This window comes from Egibacteraceae bacterium, assembly GCA_035540635.1.
Classification (GTDB): domain Bacteria; phylum Actinomycetota; class Nitriliruptoria; order Euzebyales; family Egibacteraceae; genus DATLGH01.
Window position 1 is genome coordinate 1 of record DATLGH010000104.1, and the last position, 16,854, is coordinate 16,854.

At 71.0% G+C, this 16,854-nt stretch carries 17 protein-coding genes; 14 read left to right on the forward strand and 3 right to left on the reverse strand.

Annotation, left to right across the window (positions count from 1 at the left end; all coding sequences use genetic code 11):
- The 4 genes from VM324_15640 to VM324_15655 form a co-directional block, all read left to right on the forward strand.
- A partial coding sequence (locus VM324_15640; GenBank protein HVM00721.1) for a nickel-dependent hydrogenase large subunit occupies nt 1-1,209 on the forward strand: 1,209 nt, incomplete at its 5' end.
- A gap of 73 nt (nt 1,210-1,282) precedes the next feature.
- Nucleotides 1,283-1,759, forward strand: coding sequence for a hydrogenase maturation protease (locus VM324_15645; GenBank protein HVM00722.1), 477 nt, complete (start codon nt 1,283-1,285; stop codon nt 1,757-1,759).
- An 11-nt stretch (nt 1,760-1,770) separates the two neighbouring features.
- A complete protein-coding gene (locus VM324_15650; GenBank protein ID HVM00723.1) occupies nt 1,771-2,307 on the forward strand; it encodes a NifU family protein in 537 nt (178 codons plus the stop codon).
- Between the two features lie 6 nt (nt 2,308-2,313).
- Nucleotides 2,314-2,829 carry a hypothetical protein gene (locus tag VM324_15655; GenBank protein HVM00724.1) on the forward strand — a complete coding sequence of 172 codons (516 nt, stop codon included), beginning with the start codon at nt 2,314-2,316 and terminating at the stop codon, nt 2,827-2,829.
- Here the strand turns inward: VM324_15655 and VM324_15660 are convergent.
- Complete coding sequence (locus tag VM324_15660) at nt 2,817-3,086, reverse strand: NifU N-terminal domain-containing protein (protein ID HVM00725.1); 270 nt, start codon at nt 3,084-3,086, stop codon at nt 2,817-2,819. The two genes, VM324_15655 and VM324_15660, sit on opposite strands and share 13 nt — an antisense overlap.
- Nucleotides 3,087-3,246: 160 nt before the next feature.
- Here VM324_15660 and gap point away from each other — a divergent pair, with 160 nt between their 5' ends.
- The 6 genes from gap to VM324_15690 all read left to right on the forward strand — a co-directional run bounded on the left by gap (nt 3,247) and on the right by VM324_15690 (nt 8,824).
- The gene (gap, locus tag VM324_15665; GenBank protein ID HVM00726.1) at nt 3,247-4,335 is read left to right on the forward strand and encodes a type I glyceraldehyde-3-phosphate dehydrogenase; all 1,089 of its coding nucleotides are present in this window, start codon (nt 3,247-3,249) and stop codon (nt 4,333-4,335) included.
- A 231-nt stretch (nt 4,336-4,566) separates the two neighbouring features.
- Nucleotides 4,567-4,809 carry a hypothetical protein gene (locus tag VM324_15670; protein HVM00727.1) on the forward strand — a complete coding sequence of 81 codons (243 nt, stop codon included), beginning with the start codon at nt 4,567-4,569 and terminating at the stop codon, nt 4,807-4,809.
- 155 nt (nt 4,810-4,964) lie between these two features.
- A complete protein-coding gene (locus VM324_15675; protein ID HVM00728.1) occupies nt 4,965-5,999 on the forward strand; it encodes a class I fructose-bisphosphate aldolase in 1,035 nt (344 codons plus the stop codon).
- Nucleotides 6,000-6,205: 206 nt separating this feature from the next.
- Complete coding sequence (locus tag VM324_15680; protein HVM00729.1) at nt 6,206-6,658, forward strand: hypothetical protein; 453 nt, start codon at nt 6,206-6,208, stop codon at nt 6,656-6,658.
- A 450-nt stretch (nt 6,659-7,108) separates the two neighbouring features.
- Nucleotides 7,109-7,468 (forward strand): cupredoxin domain-containing protein, encoded by a 360-nt coding sequence (locus tag VM324_15685; GenBank protein HVM00730.1) that lies wholly within the window; start codon nt 7,109-7,111, stop codon nt 7,466-7,468.
- Nucleotides 7,469-7,489: 21 nt separating this feature from the next.
- On the forward strand, nt 7,490-8,824 hold the full coding sequence (locus tag VM324_15690) for a hypothetical protein (GenBank protein ID HVM00731.1): 1,335 nt from the start codon (nt 7,490-7,492) through the stop codon (nt 8,822-8,824).
- A 649-nt stretch (nt 8,825-9,473) separates the two neighbouring features.
- Here VM324_15690 and VM324_15695 read toward each other — a convergent pair.
- Nucleotides 9,474-10,925 carry a hypothetical protein gene (locus VM324_15695; protein HVM00732.1) on the reverse strand — a complete coding sequence of 484 codons (1,452 nt, stop codon included), beginning with the start codon at nt 10,923-10,925 and terminating at the stop codon, nt 9,474-9,476.
- The gene (locus VM324_15700) at nt 10,922-12,247 is read right to left on the reverse strand and encodes a tetratricopeptide repeat protein (protein ID HVM00733.1); all 1,326 of its coding nucleotides are present in this window, start codon (nt 12,245-12,247) and stop codon (nt 10,922-10,924) included. The genes VM324_15695 and VM324_15700 overlap by 4 nt, the downstream gene beginning before the upstream one ends.
- A 141-nt stretch (nt 12,248-12,388) precedes the next feature.
- Here VM324_15700 and VM324_15705 point away from each other — a divergent pair, with 141 nt between their 5' ends.
- The 4 genes from VM324_15705 (at nt 12,389) to VM324_15720 (ending at nt 16,608) form a co-directional block, all read left to right on the forward strand.
- Nucleotides 12,389-13,348, forward strand: a complete 960-nt coding sequence (locus tag VM324_15705; GenBank protein ID HVM00734.1) for a hypothetical protein — start codon at nt 12,389-12,391, stop codon at nt 13,346-13,348.
- Between the two features lie 85 nt (nt 13,349-13,433).
- The gene (locus VM324_15710) at nt 13,434-14,981 is read left to right on the forward strand and encodes a DUF4331 domain-containing protein (protein HVM00735.1); all 1,548 of its coding nucleotides are present in this window, start codon (nt 13,434-13,436) and stop codon (nt 14,979-14,981) included.
- Nucleotides 14,982-14,992: 11 nt separating this feature from the next.
- On the forward strand, nt 14,993-16,036 hold the full coding sequence (locus tag VM324_15715) for an S-layer homology domain-containing protein (GenBank protein HVM00736.1): 1,044 nt from the start codon (nt 14,993-14,995) through the stop codon (nt 16,034-16,036).
- Nucleotides 16,037-16,203: 167 nt separating this feature from the next.
- Entirely contained in the window at nt 16,204-16,608 is a 405-nt protein-coding gene (locus VM324_15720; protein ID HVM00737.1) for a DUF4383 domain-containing protein, read from the forward strand.
- The last annotated feature ends 246 nt before the right edge of the window (nt 16,609-16,854 follow it).

A 16,854-nucleotide genomic window follows, 5' to 3' on the forward strand; every position in this document is an offset into this window, starting at 1 on the left:
CGGCTCGGCCGGGAGATGGTCAACCTGTTCTACGGCAAGTTCCCCCACCCCTCCACGCTCGTGCCGGGCGGGGTGACCACGACCATCACGACCTCGACGTTCAACGAGTTCAACTCGCGCCTGATCAAGTTCATCGACTACTCCAAGCGTGTCCAGGGCTGGTGGAACGACGTCCTCGACTTCTTCCTCGAGTGCAACCCGCGCTACGCCGAGGTCGGGCAGCGCCCGATCAACATCATCCAGCTCGGCGCCTGGGACGACCCCGAGGCGTACGACGAGACGTACCAGAACATGGGCGCGTGGGGTGAGCGGCGCTGGACCACGCCCGGCGTCGTCATCGACGGCAAGCTCGTCACGACGAACCTCAACCAGATCGACGCCGGGTACGAGGAGTTCGTGCAGCACTCCTTCTACGAGGAGTGGACCGGCGGGGGTCAGAAGTTCCAGACCTCCCCGAACGGCACGCCGATCTCCCCCTACCACCCGTGGAACAAGATCACGATCCCGAAGCCGGGCGCCCGTGACTTCAAGGAGAAGTACACCTGGGACTGCGCGCCGCGTTGGGACCGTCAGGTCGTGGAGACCGGCGTCTACGGGCGCATGTGGGTCACCGCGCTCGCGCAGAAGATCCGCCCGAGCGACTTCGTGCAGTCGACCGGTGACGGCCTGCGCTTCATCCTGCCCAAGGGTGAGCTGCCGGAGATGGAGCTGTTCTGGAAGGTGCCCGAGCGGCTGAACGCCTTCGAGCGCAACCGCGCCCGGTCGTTCTCCGTCGGCTGGCAGGCAGCGACGTGCCTGACCGTCCTGATGGAGGCCTACGACTACTGGCGCCGTGGCGAGACGAAGGCCTACACGAAGTTCAAGGTGCCGAAGGACCACCGCCTCGGTGTGGGGCTGTGGGAGGCCGGTCGTGGCTGGATCAGCCACCACATGGAGATCGACAAGGGCCGCATCGTCAACTACCAGATCTCGACGCCGTCGACCTTCAACGCGGCGCCGCGCGACCCGTGGGGCCAGCCCGGTCCCTACGAGCAGGGCGTCATCGGGACTCCGCTCCTCGAGCAGAACCCCGAGGACAACCTCAAGGGCATCGACATCCTGCGCACGATCCGCAGCTTCGACCCGTGCATGCCGTGCACGACCCACGTCGACACGGGCAAGGGCGTCATCACCCGCGAGGTCAACTCCTGCTCCTGCACGCTTGACTGAGTAGGGGCGACGGATCGCCACGAACGCCGCCGACGCCCCCCACGAGCCCTCCGGCTCCGACCGGAAGATCTTCGTGGGGGGCGTCGGCAATCCGCTGCTCGGGGACCTCGACTTCGGCCCCCAGTTCGTGCGGCGCTACCTCCACTCGGGCTGGCCCGAGGGCGTGCTCCTGCGGGACTCCGCTGAGTCCGCCCACCGGGTGCTGCATCAGCTGCAGGAGGTCGAGCCGGACCGGGTGATCTTCGTCGGGGCATATCCGCGAGGCGACCCTCCGGGCACGATCCGACGCTATAGTGTGGACACGGCCACGGACGACATCGACCTCGAGTTGCTGGCGGCGTCCCTTGGTGAGGCCGCCAGCGGCGTCATCGACTTGGACTGCACCCTGATGGTCGTGCGGTACTACAAGGGACTGCCTCCCGACACGGTTTGCATCGAAGTGGAAGCTGTGGACGACGGGTTCGGACCGGTCTTCTCGCCCACCGTCGAAGCCAACTTCGAGCCCGTCCTGGAGATGGTACGCGCGGAGGTCGCGCGTCCCTGGGAGTAGGAGACCACGACATGGAGCGCGAAGAGCTCGGCTACGACGAGATGCTCGACCGCATCGCCCAACTCGTCGACTCCGTCGACCAGTCCGACTCGGAGCTGCGCGAGCCGGCGCTCGAACTGCTCGACTACCTCGAGGCCTGGCACCGTGAGGGGCTCACGCGGCTCGTGACGGCCATCCCCCCGCAGGCGCTCGACTCCGCCCGCCAGGACCCGGTCGTCGCACACCTCCTCGACACCTACCTCGGCGAGGACGATCAGGGCGACGCCATGGAACTCGTCCAGGAGGCGCTGGAGGAGATCCGGCCCTATGTGCACTCCCACGGCGGCGAGATGGAGCTCATCGGCATCGAAGGCGGCGTCGTGACCCTCGAGCTCATGGGGGCCTGTGACGGCTGTCCGTCGAGCATGGTGACGCTCACCCAGGGCGTCGAGCAGATCCTGCGTGACCGCTGGCCGGACTTCCGCGCGCTCAAGGTGGCGGGTGACGACCAGCCGGTGCAGCAGCAGCCTCAGCAGCTGCTGCAGATCCAGTCCCTCAAGCGCAGCTGACCCCCCGTGTTCGACCTCCACGAGCTGATCTTCCGTACTCGGGCGCTCGGGCAGAGTCACCCCTTCACTCCCCGCGGCTACCGCTACCTCAACGCGCGGGTGGCCCAGGAGCGCAAGACCCAGCCGGCCGAGGAGCTCGGCATCTGGGCGGGCAACGCGCTGACGGTCGGCTACTGCCTGCGCTGCGTGGAGGAGCAGGACGTCGGCCGGATCATCGACACCCCGCCCGAGCCGCTACCGGCCGACTTCGACGCTGCGGCCAGCCACATCGCCCAGCTCATCCGCACCGACGGCGCCGAGCCCTACCTGCTGTACCCCGAGGAGCACGTCGTCGCCGCGCTCGACCATCTCATCATGGGGGAGCTCGAACGCCGTCTCGGCGGCCTCGACGCGGCGGTCGAGGGCAGGGCCGGCGAGTCGAGCGCCGACATCACCGAGTACCTCGCGTGGTGGGTGATCAAGGGCTACGCCCTGCGCGTGGCCGACCACCTCGTGCCCGAGCCGGCTCCTCAGGCGAAGTAGTCGGTCAGTGCCGCCCGCGCGGCCGACTCGACGTCCTCCCAGGACGCGTCGGCGGCCTTGTTCAGCGTGATCGACGTCGGCAGCAGCATCGCCGCTTCCACCCCGTCGAGCTCGAGCAGCCGCTTCGCCAGCGTGTCCTCCGTGCTCGCCGCGTCCGTGAAGAAGCGCCCCCGTGAGTGCTCCTGGACGGGGCGGTCGAGAACGAACCGCCGGGCATGCGGGTTGGGGGTTTCCTGGACGGTGATGTCGACGGCCACAGCCGTCAGCCTAGCCGCTCGCAGCCTGCCGTGTCGCGCCTGTCGCGGAACGGGCCGGCCATGTCTCCCGGCGCCGCTCGGCGCGCCGGGAGGCGGGATCACCCCCGCCGTCCCCCGCGGGGTGGATGCGCCAGCGGGGCAATGGCGCACACTCGGCCTCATGGCGACGCGTGTGGCGATCAACGGCTTCGGTCGAATCGGTCGCCAGGTCCTGCGCCAGGTCGCCGACGACGACGACGTGGTGGTCGTCGCCGTGAACAGTGGTCGCGGGCGTCCGTCGAGCCTTGCGCAGCTGTTCTTCTACGACTCCGTCTACGGGCGGTTCCCGGGACAGGTCGCGCACGACGACGGGCATCTCGTCGTGCAGGGCCGGCCGGTGGCGGTGCTCACCGAACGCGACCCCGCGCGGCTGCCCTGGGCGGCGATGGGCGTGGACGTGGTCGTGGAGGCGACCGGAAGCTTCAACAACCTGGAGGGCGCCTGCGCGCACCTCGATGCCGGCGCGCGCAAGGTGCTCATCACCGCGCCGGCCGCTCGCGTCCCGCTGACCGCGGTCGTGGGGGTCAACGACGACCGCTACGACCCGGAGACGCACCACGTCATCTCGGCGGCCTCGTGCACGACCAACTGCCTCGCGCCCATGGTGAAGGTGCTGCACGAGGCGTTCGGGGTCGTCGGCGGCCTCGTCACCACGATCCATGCGTTCACCCGCGACCAGGAGATCCACGACGCCATCCACGACGATCCCCGGCGGGGTCGGGCGGCGAGCATGAACATGACACCCACACGAACCGGGGCCGCCAAGGCAATCGGCAAGGTCCTGCCCGAACTGGCGGGCAGCCTCGTCGGCATCGCCGTCCGTGTGCCGGTCCCCGACGTGTCCCTCACCGATCTGTCGGTCCTCCTCGCGCGCCCGACGACCGCCGAGGAGATCAACGCGGTCTTCACCGCGGCCAGCGCGGACCCGGCCTGGGCCGGCGTCCTCAACGTGAGCGGGGAGCCGCTCGTGAGCTGCGACTACGTGGGCGACCGCCACTCGTGCACGGTCGACCTGGACTCGACGCGGGGAGCGTCCGGCAACCAGTTCAAGGTCCTCGGCTGGTACGACAACGAGGCCGGGTACGCGGCCCGGGTCGTGGACCTCGTCCGCATGCTCGGGGGTGTCTCCACGGGTCGCGCGCACCGCAACGCCGTCGCGGACGCCCACGCGGGACGCCGGGTCGTTGCGCTCGCTCCTGCGGCGGGCTGACGGCGACGACCGGATCTTGGCGCCCGGTGCGGCCACGGCTCTGGGCGACACGTGGCCGCACCGGGCGGTTCTTGGGCACGTCTGTCCGCTCAGGATGGGCCACGGATGCTTCACTGTCCAGTGGGGATTGCCGGACAAAGTGTGAGTCAAAGGTTGACAGTCAGGCGGTTGGGATCGGCGTCACCGGGTAGACACGGTGCGGACGAGCCCCGACCCAGAGGAGGCAACTCGATGAGCGAGCGCACCCGCGCCAACACGAATGCCGAGGGACGCACCCGCACCGACGTGGAGAAGGAGCCCGGCGAGTGGGTGGAGCCGGCCCTCGACGAGAACGAGGACCTGGTCGGCGACAGCGGCTCACGGCCCCGCGGTGACCAGGTCACAAAGGAGATGGCCGACACCATGCCCGAGATGGCGGACCGCCAGCCGGAGGACCGCAGCGACTTCGCGGCGCCGACCGGCGGCGACGCCTAGCGCACGTCACCGGCTTCCCCCGCCGCTTTCCCCGGGCGGGGGGACGCCGATGTGGCAACCCTGCCGTACGGCGTCGTAAGGTCCCGGGCACGCGCGTGGCGTTCCGACGCGCGTCTTCCCGGTCTTTTGCAGAGGTTTGGAGGAAGGTGACACCGATGACGCATCACGACCACGACCTGGAGGCGACGGCCGCCGCCATGGTGGCTCCGGGTAAGGGCATCCTGGCCGCCGACGAGAGCAGCGGCACCATGTCGAAGCGCCTCGAGGCCGTCGGCGTGCCCCCCACGGCCGACACCCGGCGTGCCTGGCGCGAGCTCATCCTCACCACGCCCGACATCGGCCGCTGGATCAGCGGGGTGATCCTCTACGACGAGACCATCCGGTCGACGCTGTCGGACGGGCGGCCCTTCGCCGACGCCGCCAGCGAAGCAGGCATCCTCCCGGGCATCAAGGTCGACACCGGCGCGAAGGACCTGGCCGGTGCACCCGGGGAGAAGGTGACCGAAGGCCTCGACGGCCTCCGGGAACGACTGGCCGAGTACGCCGAGATGGGCGCCCGTTTCGCGAAGTGGCGCGCGGTCATCACGATCGGCGACGGCATCCCCACCACCCGCTGCCTCGCCGCGAACGCCCATGCGCTGGCGCGCTACGCGGCGCTGTGTCAAGAAGCGGGGATCGTGCCGATCGTCGAGCCGGAGGTCCTCATGGACGGCGATCACAGCATCGCCCGGTGCGAGGAGGTCACGGCCGAGACGCTGCGGATGGTGTTCACCGAGCTGGCCACTCAGCACGTCGCGCTCGAGGGCATGGTGCTCAAGCCGAACATGGTGCTCTCGGGCACCGACAACGCCCAGCAGGCCGGTGTCGAGGAGGTCGTCGACGCGACGTTGCGTATCTTCCGTCGCGTGGTGCCCGCAGCCGTGGGCGGCATCGCCTTCCTCTCCGGCGGCCAGTCCGACGAGCAGGCGGCGGAGAACCTCAACGAGTTCAACAGCCGCGGCCCGCAGCCCTGGCCGCTGACCTTCTCCTACGGCCGCGCGCTCCTCGCAACAGCCCTGGAGACGTGGCGGGGCGACGAAGGCAACGTCGCGGCCGCTCAGGAGGCGCTCGCCCACCGTGCGCGCTGCAACGCCGCCGCCCGCGACGGCAATTACACGCCGGAGATGGAGCGGGAGCCGGCCCCCGCGTAGCCCGCTGTCCGACCGAAGCCGAGAACCCGCCGCGGCAGCGGCGGGTTCTCGGGCTTCCGGGCTGATGTGCCAGCGTGGGCACCACACGATTTCGCCGTCGAGCAAGCCGGCGTTGCCCTCGCTCCGAACCCTGGCCGCGGAGCACCGTCCGCGGTGTGCGCCCGGCGCGGGCGGCACCTTCCGGTACGCGAGCGCAAGGAGACGGCATGCAGGGTGTGGGAACGGGCTTCAAGGTCGGGTTGGTCGCGGTGACGATGGCGGTGCTGGCCGCCCTCGCCGCTCTACCGGCATCGGCGGCGCACATCGGCAACAACAAGGCGGAGCTCTCCGGGGACGGGGCGACGGGAACGTCGGTGGCGAACTACTCCACGGGCACCGACACGATCCGGGCCAACGTGAGGGTCCGCGGCCTGGAGGCGGGTCAGTACACCTTCCAGATCCGGCACGCGAACGGCACGGTCACCTCGATCTGCACCTTCACGGCGAAGGGCACCGGCGCCGCGGGCTGCAGCGGTGCGACGTCGGGTCGGGGCTTCCACCACGCCGACGTCGTCGACGACGCCGGCAACCTCGTGGCGACCGGTGAATACGAGCGCCGCGGCAACTGCCGTGAGGCGGACCAGGCGGGAAGCCTCTGCACGGCACCCGGACGCACCTGATCGTCCGGGCGGCGCTCAACCCACCGCGGCTGTGTCCCACTGCACGACCGAGCAACGCTCACCGTCACGAGGCGACGCCCGCAGGCCCGCCGTTTCGGCGTGAGGCCAGGGGGCTATAGGGGCCGCGGGACGGGTCGTGCCTCCGGCGCACTGACCGGCGAGGGAGGCAGTTCGCCCGTGACCCCGGTGACGCCACGGCCCGTCCCGCTGGAGCAGCGGCGCGATCATCTGCGTCGACAGCACGCCGAGGGCGTTGCCCTTGGGCCTCGAGGAACACGCTGCCCGAGTCACCGGGGATCCCGGGCGTCACGGTGAGCACCGGGTGCGTCCAGCCGCCGGTCGCCCCCCCTCCGTGCCCTTCTTCGGCGGGTACCGGCGCTGAGTACGAGGCCTGTAGGAGATTCTCCGCTCCGGACCAAACCGGACCACGGGGCGGTCCGAACGGGGAGCATGACCGGGAAGACATTCACGCTGCTGATGGCGGCGAGCCTCGCGCTCGCCGGCTGCATGACCGACGACGAGCTCGCGTCACCACCGGTACCTGAGCAGTCCCCGAGCGGCGAGGCGGTCGTCGTAGTCGCCGACTTCGCCTTCGCGCCGGAGGAAATCGCGGTCGCGCCCGGCAGCGCAGTCGAGTGGACGTTCGACGAGGGTCGATCACGTCACACCGTGACGTTCGACGACGGCGAGAAGTCGGGGGACCTCGAGCCGGGCGACACCTACACCCGCGTGTTCGACGAGGCCGGCACGTATCCCTACTTCTGCTTCTTCCATCCCCGCATGACCGGCACCGTCACGGTGACCGGCTGATCGCACGACCAGGAGACCCCCATGACCCCCCTGCTTCGCCATGTCCGACTGCTCATCCTGGCGCTGGCCGCCCTGTTCGCCCTCGCGGCGTGCGCACCCGGGGAAGAGCCCCAGACGGAGCCGACCCCGCAGCCGACCCCCGACGCTACCGAGACGCCCGAGGAGACGACTGAAGCCGAGCTGTCCGCCGAGGAGCTGCGCCTGACGCTCGAGCAGCAGCTCGGCGCGCACGCCCTGCTCGCCATCGACGCGATGCGCAACGGCCTGACCGGCGCAGAGGAGTTCGAGGCGTCGGCCGCCACCCTCGACGCGAACACCCAGGACCTGACCGAGTCCATCGGCCTGGTCTACGGTGACGAGGGCGCGAGTGCCTTCCAGCAGATGTGGGAGGACCACATCGGCTTCTTCGTCCAGTACACGCAGGGACTCGCCGCGGACGACCAGACCAAGCAGGACGAGGCACTGGCCCAGCTCGAGCAGTACCGCGACGACTTCTCCGCGTTCCTCGACGAGGCGAGTGAAGGCAACCTCCCGGCCGGCCCGGTCTCGGACAGCCTGCAGATGCACGTGGACCAGCTCGTGAGCCAGATCGACGCGTACGACGCGCAGGACTTCGCGACCGCGTTCGACGTCGAGCGTGAGGCCTACGGCCACATGTTCGAGACCGCACAGGTCCTCGCCGAGGGCATCTCCACCCAGTTCCCCGACCGCTTCCCGAGCGGTGGAGAGCACGTGAGCCTGGCCACGCACACGGGAGTGGCCGTCGCCCAAACGGAGGGCGAGCCGATCCCCGCCACCGACCTGCAGTCCCTGCTCGGCCAGCAGCTCGGTCAGCACGCCAACGCGGCGATCGTCGCCATGCGCAGGGGCTTCAACGGCGCGCCGGACTTCGAGCAGGCCGCAGCCGCGCTCGACGCGAACACGCAGGACCTGACGAGCTCCATCGAGCTCGTGTACGGGTCCGAGGGCGCGCAGGCCTTCCAGCAGATGTGGGAGGACCACATCGGCTTCTTCGTCCAGTACACCCAGGGGCTGGCCGGCGACGACCAGGCCATGCAGGACGAGGCGCTGGCTCGCCTGGAGCAGTACCGCCAGGACTTCTCCGCGTTCATCGACGAGGCGAGCGAGGGCAACATCCCGGGCGACGCCGTCGCGGAGTCCCTGCAAACCCACGTCGACCAGCTGGTCACGCAGATCGACGCGTACGCCGAGGGCGACTTCGAGAGCGCCTTCAGCGAGGGCTACGAGGCCTACCAGCACATGTTCGAGACGGCCGGGGCGTTCGCCACTGGCCTGTCCGAGCAGTTCCCGGACCGCTTCCCCGGAACCACCTCAGGGGCACGCCACTCCAGCTGAGGCTCCCGATTCGCGAGAAGGCCCCGTCGCATGCGTGCGACGGGGCCTTCTCGCGTGCAGGAAGCGCCATAGCCGCATCCCCCTGCGAGCGCTGGATCTGCCCGGCGCCACACGGGGGCCTCGGCCGACCGGCCGGCGTTCGGGCGGCGTGGAGTCGCCCCGGCGGGGGCGAACGCGCCCGTGCCGGCCGGCCTGCGCGTCCGGGTGCTGCTCGACGCCCTCGGGGCGCGCCGCATCGACCCGGTTCCGGATGATCCGCCCGGCCGTGAACGGTCTGCGCGCGGCGTTCCTCGACGACTGGGCCGAGGTGTGCGACGGCCCGCTCGTCGACATCGGCGTCGACGAGTTCCCCGAGCAACCGACCGGCGGGCCCTCACGGGTCATGGTCGTGCGGGGCGACGACGCGAGGGCCTGGAGCGACATCACCACACTCGTGCGCGCGCTCCTGCAGCTCGCCGAGGAGCGCATCCGCGTCGCGACCGCGTACTTCTGTCCCGACACCGTCACCACGCAGATGCTGTGCGACGCCGCCCGCCGGGGGGTCCTCGTGCAGGTGCTGCCCCGTTCGACACGGAACTCCCTGCGTGCCGGAGTGCGCGTGAGCTCCCGGATGAGCGGCCAGCCAAGCCGGCGACGCCCCGGGCGACTCCTACAGCGGGATGGCGGAACGTGCAGCGATGACGAGGCCCCCGACGACGATGAGGCCCGCCGTTCCCACGGGCAACGCACCGACGAGGCGGGACAGGCGACCGGTGGTGGTGCGGCTCTCGAACCGGTGGCGGGCGCGGAGGAGCAGGTAGCCCGCAGCCACGAGTGTGGCAGCCATGCCGACGCCGTACGCGAAGACGAGCGAGACCCCGAACCACGCCCGCCCGACGGCGATGCCGCCCAGGAGGACGACGAGCGCGGAGGGGCTGGGTACGAGGCCGCCGGCGAGGCCTGGGGCCAGCATGCTGCGCCACGTCAGGGCGGCGTCGTGCGTGTGGCCGTGCTCGTGTCCGTGCTCGTGGGTGTGTCCGTGCTCGTGCGAGTGACCGTGGTCGTGGGAGTGGTGGGCCTTGCGGGCACGCAACGCGTTTCGCAGCAGCACCGCGCCGACGGCCGAGAAAAGCAGCCCACTCGCCAGTCCGAGGTAGGGGTAGACGCGTTCGGGTGCGACCGATTGGAAGGCCGAGAGCACCATGCCGAGTGCGAACACCCCCGCGGTGTGGGTGACGGCCACGGTCATCCCGAGCTGGAGTGCCTGGCGGGTGGTGCCCCGGCTGCCGACGAGGTAGGCGGCCATCACCGTCTTCCCATGGCCCGGAGCGAGCGCGTGCAACGCCCCGAGCAGGATGGCTGCGCCGAACGCGAACAGCCCGAACGCGACGGTGAGCGGCTGCCCCGCGACAAGGGACGTGAAGGAGGTGCTCAGCCGCTCGATGGCGCCCACCATCGACTCCCCCGGATCGCTCGGCGCCCCGGCCCCATCCGCCGGTCCCCCCCGGCGCACCCGCACGGTCGCCTCGCGCCGGTCGAGGGGTGACCGCTGCAGCTCCTCGGGGTAGGCGAGCAGGCGGGCGCTCAGCGAGGTGGAGGGGACGTCACTGGCCGTGACGGTCGTGCCGTCGCCGGTCGCGGTGATCTCCCGCCACCCCAGCCGGCTGGGGAAGCTGCCGTCGGAGATCGTGACCGTCCGCTGCCCGTCGAACGCCCCGGCGCGCGCGAGCATGCGGCACTCGAGGCGCAGCGTGTCGAGCCCGGCCTCGCCCGCGGGAAACGACAGCTCGCTCCCCACCACGTCGAGGTCGAAGCGCTCGCCGTCCACGGTCACCTGCAGGCCGGCCGCGAGGTCCGCGCACTGGCCGGCCTCGTAGTGCGCCCGGACGCGTGTGTCGAGACGGCCGTCGGGACCCCGCCCGAGGCGCTCGATCGTCTGGAACGTGGGGATCTCGGCGAGGTCGAGGACATAGTCCACCGCGACGTCCTCGACGCCTACTTCCAGGCCGGCATAGGTGTTCGTCGTGAAGTTGCCGAGCGGGTGGGCGGCGGCGGCGGTCGCGGGCGCGACGAGGAAGGTCGTCACCCCAACTCCGATGAGCAGCCGGCGCAGCGTCCTCACTCGACTTCCTCCCACGCGACCGGCTGCGGGACGCCGAGATCTGCGGTCAGCGTGGCCGCACGACCCCGGTGGGCGACGGAGAACCAGGGGTTCGTCTCGAGCGCCGCAGCGAGCTCTTCGCGGGCACGCTCGGGATCACCCGCCGCGGCGAACACCTCGGCGGCGTGGAAGCGCATGAGCGCGTCGGCGGTGCCGAGGCGCAGGGCATCCTCCATCGGCACCGTCGCCTCCTCGGCGCGTCCCGAGCGGAGCAGGGCCCAGGCGAGCGTGTCAGCCGCGTAGACGTTCGCGGGCCGGGCCTCGTAGGCCCTCTGCGCGAGCTCGAGCGCACGCGCCGGGTCGTCGCCGCGATCCGCCTCGAACAGGGCCAGCTCGAGGTCGACGTTCTGGCCGGCGCCCTCCTGCAACCGGGCGATCGTGCGCGCCAGCGCGTATTGCTGGCGGGCCAGCTCGCCCTCGCCCGCCTCGGCGTGGAGGTCACCGAGCAGGATGACCGCATCGGGCTGGGGGAATCGGTCCACGACCGCCTTCAGCCGGCTGATCGCTGCGCCGGAGTCGCCGCGTGCGGCGTCGACGCGGGCGAGCCCCACCCCCGCGCCGACGAGCGTGGGCGCTGCATCGAGCGCGCGCTCGTAAGCGGTCGTGGCCGCCTCGAGGTCTCCCTGAGCGAGGTGGAGGTCTCCGAGCAGCGCGGCGACCGTGGCGGCCTCGAACGAGGAACCCGAGCCGGCGGCCTCCGCCCGCCGCATCGCCTCCGTCGCCCCTTCAAGGTCGCCGTGGAGCTCGCGCAGGTAGGACGTGCGGGCGAGGGCGGGCAGGCCCGGACGAAGATCGAGCATCTCCTGGAGACGGGCGGCGGCGCTGCCGTAGTGGCCGAGCTCCACATCCGCGTCGACGAGCACGCCGAGCACCTCGGCGCTGTGGGGACGCTGCAGAAGAGCGCGCTCCGCGTAGGCGTGGGCGTCAGCGAACGCGTGCAGCGCGAGGGCGAGGTGCCCGCGGCCGAGCAGCGTCCCCGCCTGGTCCCCGCCGAGCCGCTCGGCTCGGTCGAAGGCACGCGTCGCCAGGCCATAGAAGCTCGGGTCGCCGACCTCGAACGCGCGCTGCGTGTAGGCGGTGCCGAGCGCCTGCCATGACGCGAGGTCGGTCGGCTGCGCCTCCACGGCCCGCTCGAGAGCCGCCACCTGTGCAGCGACGGTGTGCGCCGTCGTCACCGTGGGTGCGAAGGCGGTGGGTTCGGCCATGGCGAACCGGCCGACGGCCAGCCCGGTGAGCAGGGCCATGGCCGCGACGGTGACGACCATCCTGCGCTGACTTCCCATGGACGTGCCGGCCCTTCTTCGATTTCGGAGCTCTGCGAGTCGTTTCGAGATCCGGACCCGACCGCAGAGCCGACAGCACCGAACGCCTCACATGTTCGTATCCGGTCGGCCGGCCGGATGGGTCCCCTGAAAGGCACTTTCGTGACCCGCAGCGTCGTTGACAGTGACACCACAAGTGCGCAGGCCAAGCCGCCGAACGGTCCGCCACGGCATCGGCGGGGCGTCCGCCTTCCGGACGGCCTTCGTGTCGCGCTCGTCGGTCTCGTCAGCCTCGCGGTGGGAGTTGGCCTGACGGTCCTGGTGACGGAAGCGCTCCGGGGAACGCGCACGCCGGTCGGCGAGGTCACGCCCGTCGCCGACCTGCCGATCGGTCAACCCCCCGAGGTGGAGTCGTTCAGCGGGCCGACCCCACCCGGTCAGCCGGCGGACACGCCGGAGGCGGCGGTGCGTGCCTTCCTCGACGCCGAGGTCGCCGGCGACTACGCCGCCTCGTACCTGCTCCTCGCCGCCGGCGACCGGGGGGAGTACCGCACCGCGGCCGGCTGGGTCGCGCTGCATGCCGACGTTCTGCCCCCCGTGACGGGCTACGAGGTCGAGCAGGCGACCGTCGGGGACGGCCGGGCGGCCGTCGTCGCGCTCGTCGGCTTCGAACCGAGCCTCGACCACGTCATCGGGCTCGTCCCCGGTCGCGCCCGGGCGACGTGGTCGGTGGTGGCCGAGGACGGCGGCTGGGCGGTGGCACTGCAGGAGTCGACCTTCGAGCCGCTCCATCCACCGGACGGCGAAGCGGGCGAGGCCGTGCGGGAGTGGGCCCTGTCACGCCAGGAGTGCCGATCCGGAGGGGAGCACTCCTCGGTCCTCGGGCAGCCGGCGCTCGCACGGGAGCTCTGCGGCAGCGACGGTGCGGTGGAGGTGGGACCGGTCGAGCCCTTCAGGGAGGGCTTCGACACGAACGGCATCCTCGCCGCCTACGGCGAGCCGGTCCTCGAGTGGGCGCGCGTCGTACCGGTGATCGCACCGATCGAGCTTCGTGTGGTCGTCGCGCCTGTCGGTAGGCAGTGGCGGGTCATCGGGGTGCTCCAGAGCCGGACACCGCGATGAGCGGCCCAGGGCTGCGGTGTCGCGGCCCTCCGCTGCCGTCCCGCCCCGCTCACCCCCGCTCCATCTGCCTTCAGGAGGCATCCGCATGTCATCATCCGCTCTGTCCACCCCCCACCGGCGGTCGACCACGGTGCTGCTCGCCCTCGGCCTGAGCGTCGCAACCGCGATGGCCCTGCTGTCGATCGCCGACGCGTCGAGCCACCGCGAAGCACCGCTCATCATGGAAGACCCCGTCGCGGACAACACCGACCTGTACGCGTTCACCAGTCCCGACCGCCCCGACACCGTCACCCTGCTCGCGAACTTCGTGCCCTTCCAGGAGCCGGGCGGTGGCCCGAACTACTTCCGGTTCGGCGAGGACGTCCGCTACAACATCCACATCGACAACACCGGCGACGCCAATCCCGACATCACCTACGAGTTCCGGTTCACCAACGCAATCCAGAACCCGAACGAGTACCTGTACGGTGATCCCGTCGCCGCACTCGATGGGCGGGGGACCCTGCCGATCACCAACCTCGACGACGACACCTACAACTTCCGGCAGACCATGTCGGTCTTCGAGGTGCGCAACGGCCGGCGTACCGCCTTGGGGAGCAACCTCACGTTGCCGCCCGAGCACGTGGGGCCGATCACCACCGGCGACGACGCCAACTACAACCAGCTCGCGCAGCAGGCGGTGCACGACGTCGCCAGGGGGATCCGGGTGTTCGCCGGGCAGCGCGACGATCCCTTCTACGTCGACATCGCCTCGATCTTCGACATCGGCACCCTGCGGCCCTTCCAGGGCGCGCACGCGCTGACGCAGCGCCCCGCCGAGGAGGGCCGCGACACGTTCGCCGGGTACAACGTGCACACCCTCGGACTGCAGGTGCCCAAGACGCTGCTGCGTGGCGCTGCCAACGACCCGGTGATCGGCGTGTACTCCACGGCCGAGCGCCGCAAGGTCCGGGTGTTCGCACAGAACTCCAGCGCCGCCCCCGTTCACCGGGGCCGCTGGGTGCAGGTGTCGCGCCTCGGCATGCCGCTCGTGAACGAGGTGGTCGTCCCCCTCGGGCTGAAGGACGCCTTCAACTCCATCCCGCCGTCGGCCGACGCCGACGTGTTCCCGCAGCTCGACGCCCCGCCGCTGTCCACCGAGGGCCCCATCCCGCTCGTGACGGACCCGATCCTCGCGGCGCAGATCAACGCGGTCTACGGCATCGAGGTGCCGCCCGCTCCGCGCGAGGACCTCGTGGCGATCTTCCTCACCGGCATCGAGGGCGTCAACCAGTCCCCGAGGCTGTCCCGCCCGTCCGAGATGATGCGGCTCAACATGGACGTCGCCCCGTCGAACGCCGACCTCAACGCCAACAACCGCCTCGGCGTGCTCGCCGGGGAGAACGACGGCTTCCCCAACGGGCGCCGTCCCGGTGACGACGTCGTCGACATCGCGTTGCGGGCGGTGGCGGGGGCCACACCCTTCACGCCTGACTTCAACGTCGCGCCCAACAACGAGCTGACCGATGGTGTCATCCGCAACGACAAGCCGTTCCTGAACCAGTTCCCGTACCTGGCGACGCCCCACCGGGGCTTCGACCTCACCAACCGCGACCGCGTCCCCGGCGCCCAGCCCCAGACCCCCGGCAGCTAGGAGGTATGGCGATGAACCGTCCCCACCTCCTGGCACGCCCCCGCCTTTGGGCGCCCGCCCTGGCAGGTGCGATCGTCACCGCGCTCGCCCTCCTGCCGCTCGGCAGCATGACGTCGGCGCAGGAAGCCGCCGACGCCGACCCCCGGGTCATCGACCCTGAGGACCCCTGCTCGACGCCGGCTCCGCCGGCGCAGTTCTCCGACCGCAACGACATCGCCGAGGTGCACCGCGCCTCCGTCGACTGCGCGTTGGCCAGGGGAATCACCCAGGGCACCGGCGACGGCCGTTACGCACCCCGCATGGCGGTGCGTCGCGACCAGATGGCCTCCTTCGTCGTACGGACGCTCCAGGCGGCGGGGGGCATCGACATCCCCGCCCCGTCGGATCAGGGCTTCACCGACGTCGCCGGAAACACCCACGAGGACGCGATCAACCAGCTCGCGGCCCTTGGGATCACGCAGGGGCGGACGCCGACGCGCTACGCGCCGGCGGAGCCGGTGCGCCGCGATCAGATGGCGTCGTTCCTCCTGCGTGCCGCCAACCTCGCCTTCGGCACGACGTTCGAGGCCGTCGGCGGGCCGCACTTCGCCGACGTGTCGCCGACGAACGTGCACCGGGGCACCATCGACGCCGCGTTCGAGATATTCGGACTGACGGTCGGCCAGACGGCGAACGCGTTCGCCCCTGGCCGATCGGTGCGTCGTGACCAGATGGCGACGTTCCTGATCCGACTGCTCGACGTCACCGAGCTGACCGACGGGGAGACCGCAGCGACGAGCCTCCTGCCGGGGCTGCCGGAACAGGTCGACGACCTGATCGACGGGGCGACCGACGCCGTCGGACAGGTCGAGCCGCTGCGCGGTGTCACGGACGCCATCCGGGAAACCGAGCTGCTCGACGGCGTCACCGACGTCCTGCGAGACGACAACGCCCCCGCTGGTGGCTCGACGGCGCTCTCCGACGAGGCGCCCGCTGACACCGGCGCGTCCGACCCACCGGCCGCGTCCGACGAGCGGTCTGGCGTTGGCGGCCTGATCGATCGGATCGTTCCCTAGACAGGCGGTCCTCCACGGAGGAAAGCCCTCCAAGAGCCGCGCACAGGCCCCGACCGCTTGCCGGTCGGGGCCTGCGCGCGCGGGGCCCGCATGGGTGTGCGTTTGTCCGCCCCCTGAGAGGGGCAAGCCTCCCAAAGGAGAGCCTTTCCGACTGATGGGAGCACCCGGTGAGCATCAACCAGATCTTCGGCTACGCCGTCGGCGGGGTGTACATCCTCGTCGGGCTGCTCGGCTTCACCGTTACGGGTGGCGTCGGCTTCGCGTCGCCGGAGGGCGGCCTGCTGCTCGGCATCTTCGAGGTCAACCCCCTCCACAACATCGTGCACCTGGCGATCGGTGCGGCCCTCGTCGGCGGGGCAGCGGCCGGCCTCGGCGCCTCGCGCATGGTGAACACCGCGATCGGCGCGGCTTACCTCCTCGTCGGCGTGCTCGGTGTGCTGGTGCCCGAGGACGCCCAGGCGAACGTCCTCGCCCTGAACGTCGCTGACCACGTCCTGCACTTCGCCACCGGCGCCGCCGCGCTCGCCGTGGGGCTGGCTGCCGACAAGGATCGCGCGACGAGTCGCGTCTAGAGCGCGGGGCGGGAGGGGGTTCCCGCCCCCGCCGCGGGCTGCCCGCCGGGCTTGTGGCGCGCAGATTCCACCAAGCCAGCCTCCTATCGACGTCGAACTCCTGATGAGCGCTCGCCTCCCCGGCGGCGCCGGCTTGAGGCCTACAAGGAGTTCGACCGATGTCTGCGAAGCTTGCTCGTGTTCGGCTGTTGGCGGTGGCGGTTGTGGCCGCGTTGGGTCTGGCGGCGTGTGGTGGGGGTGATGAGG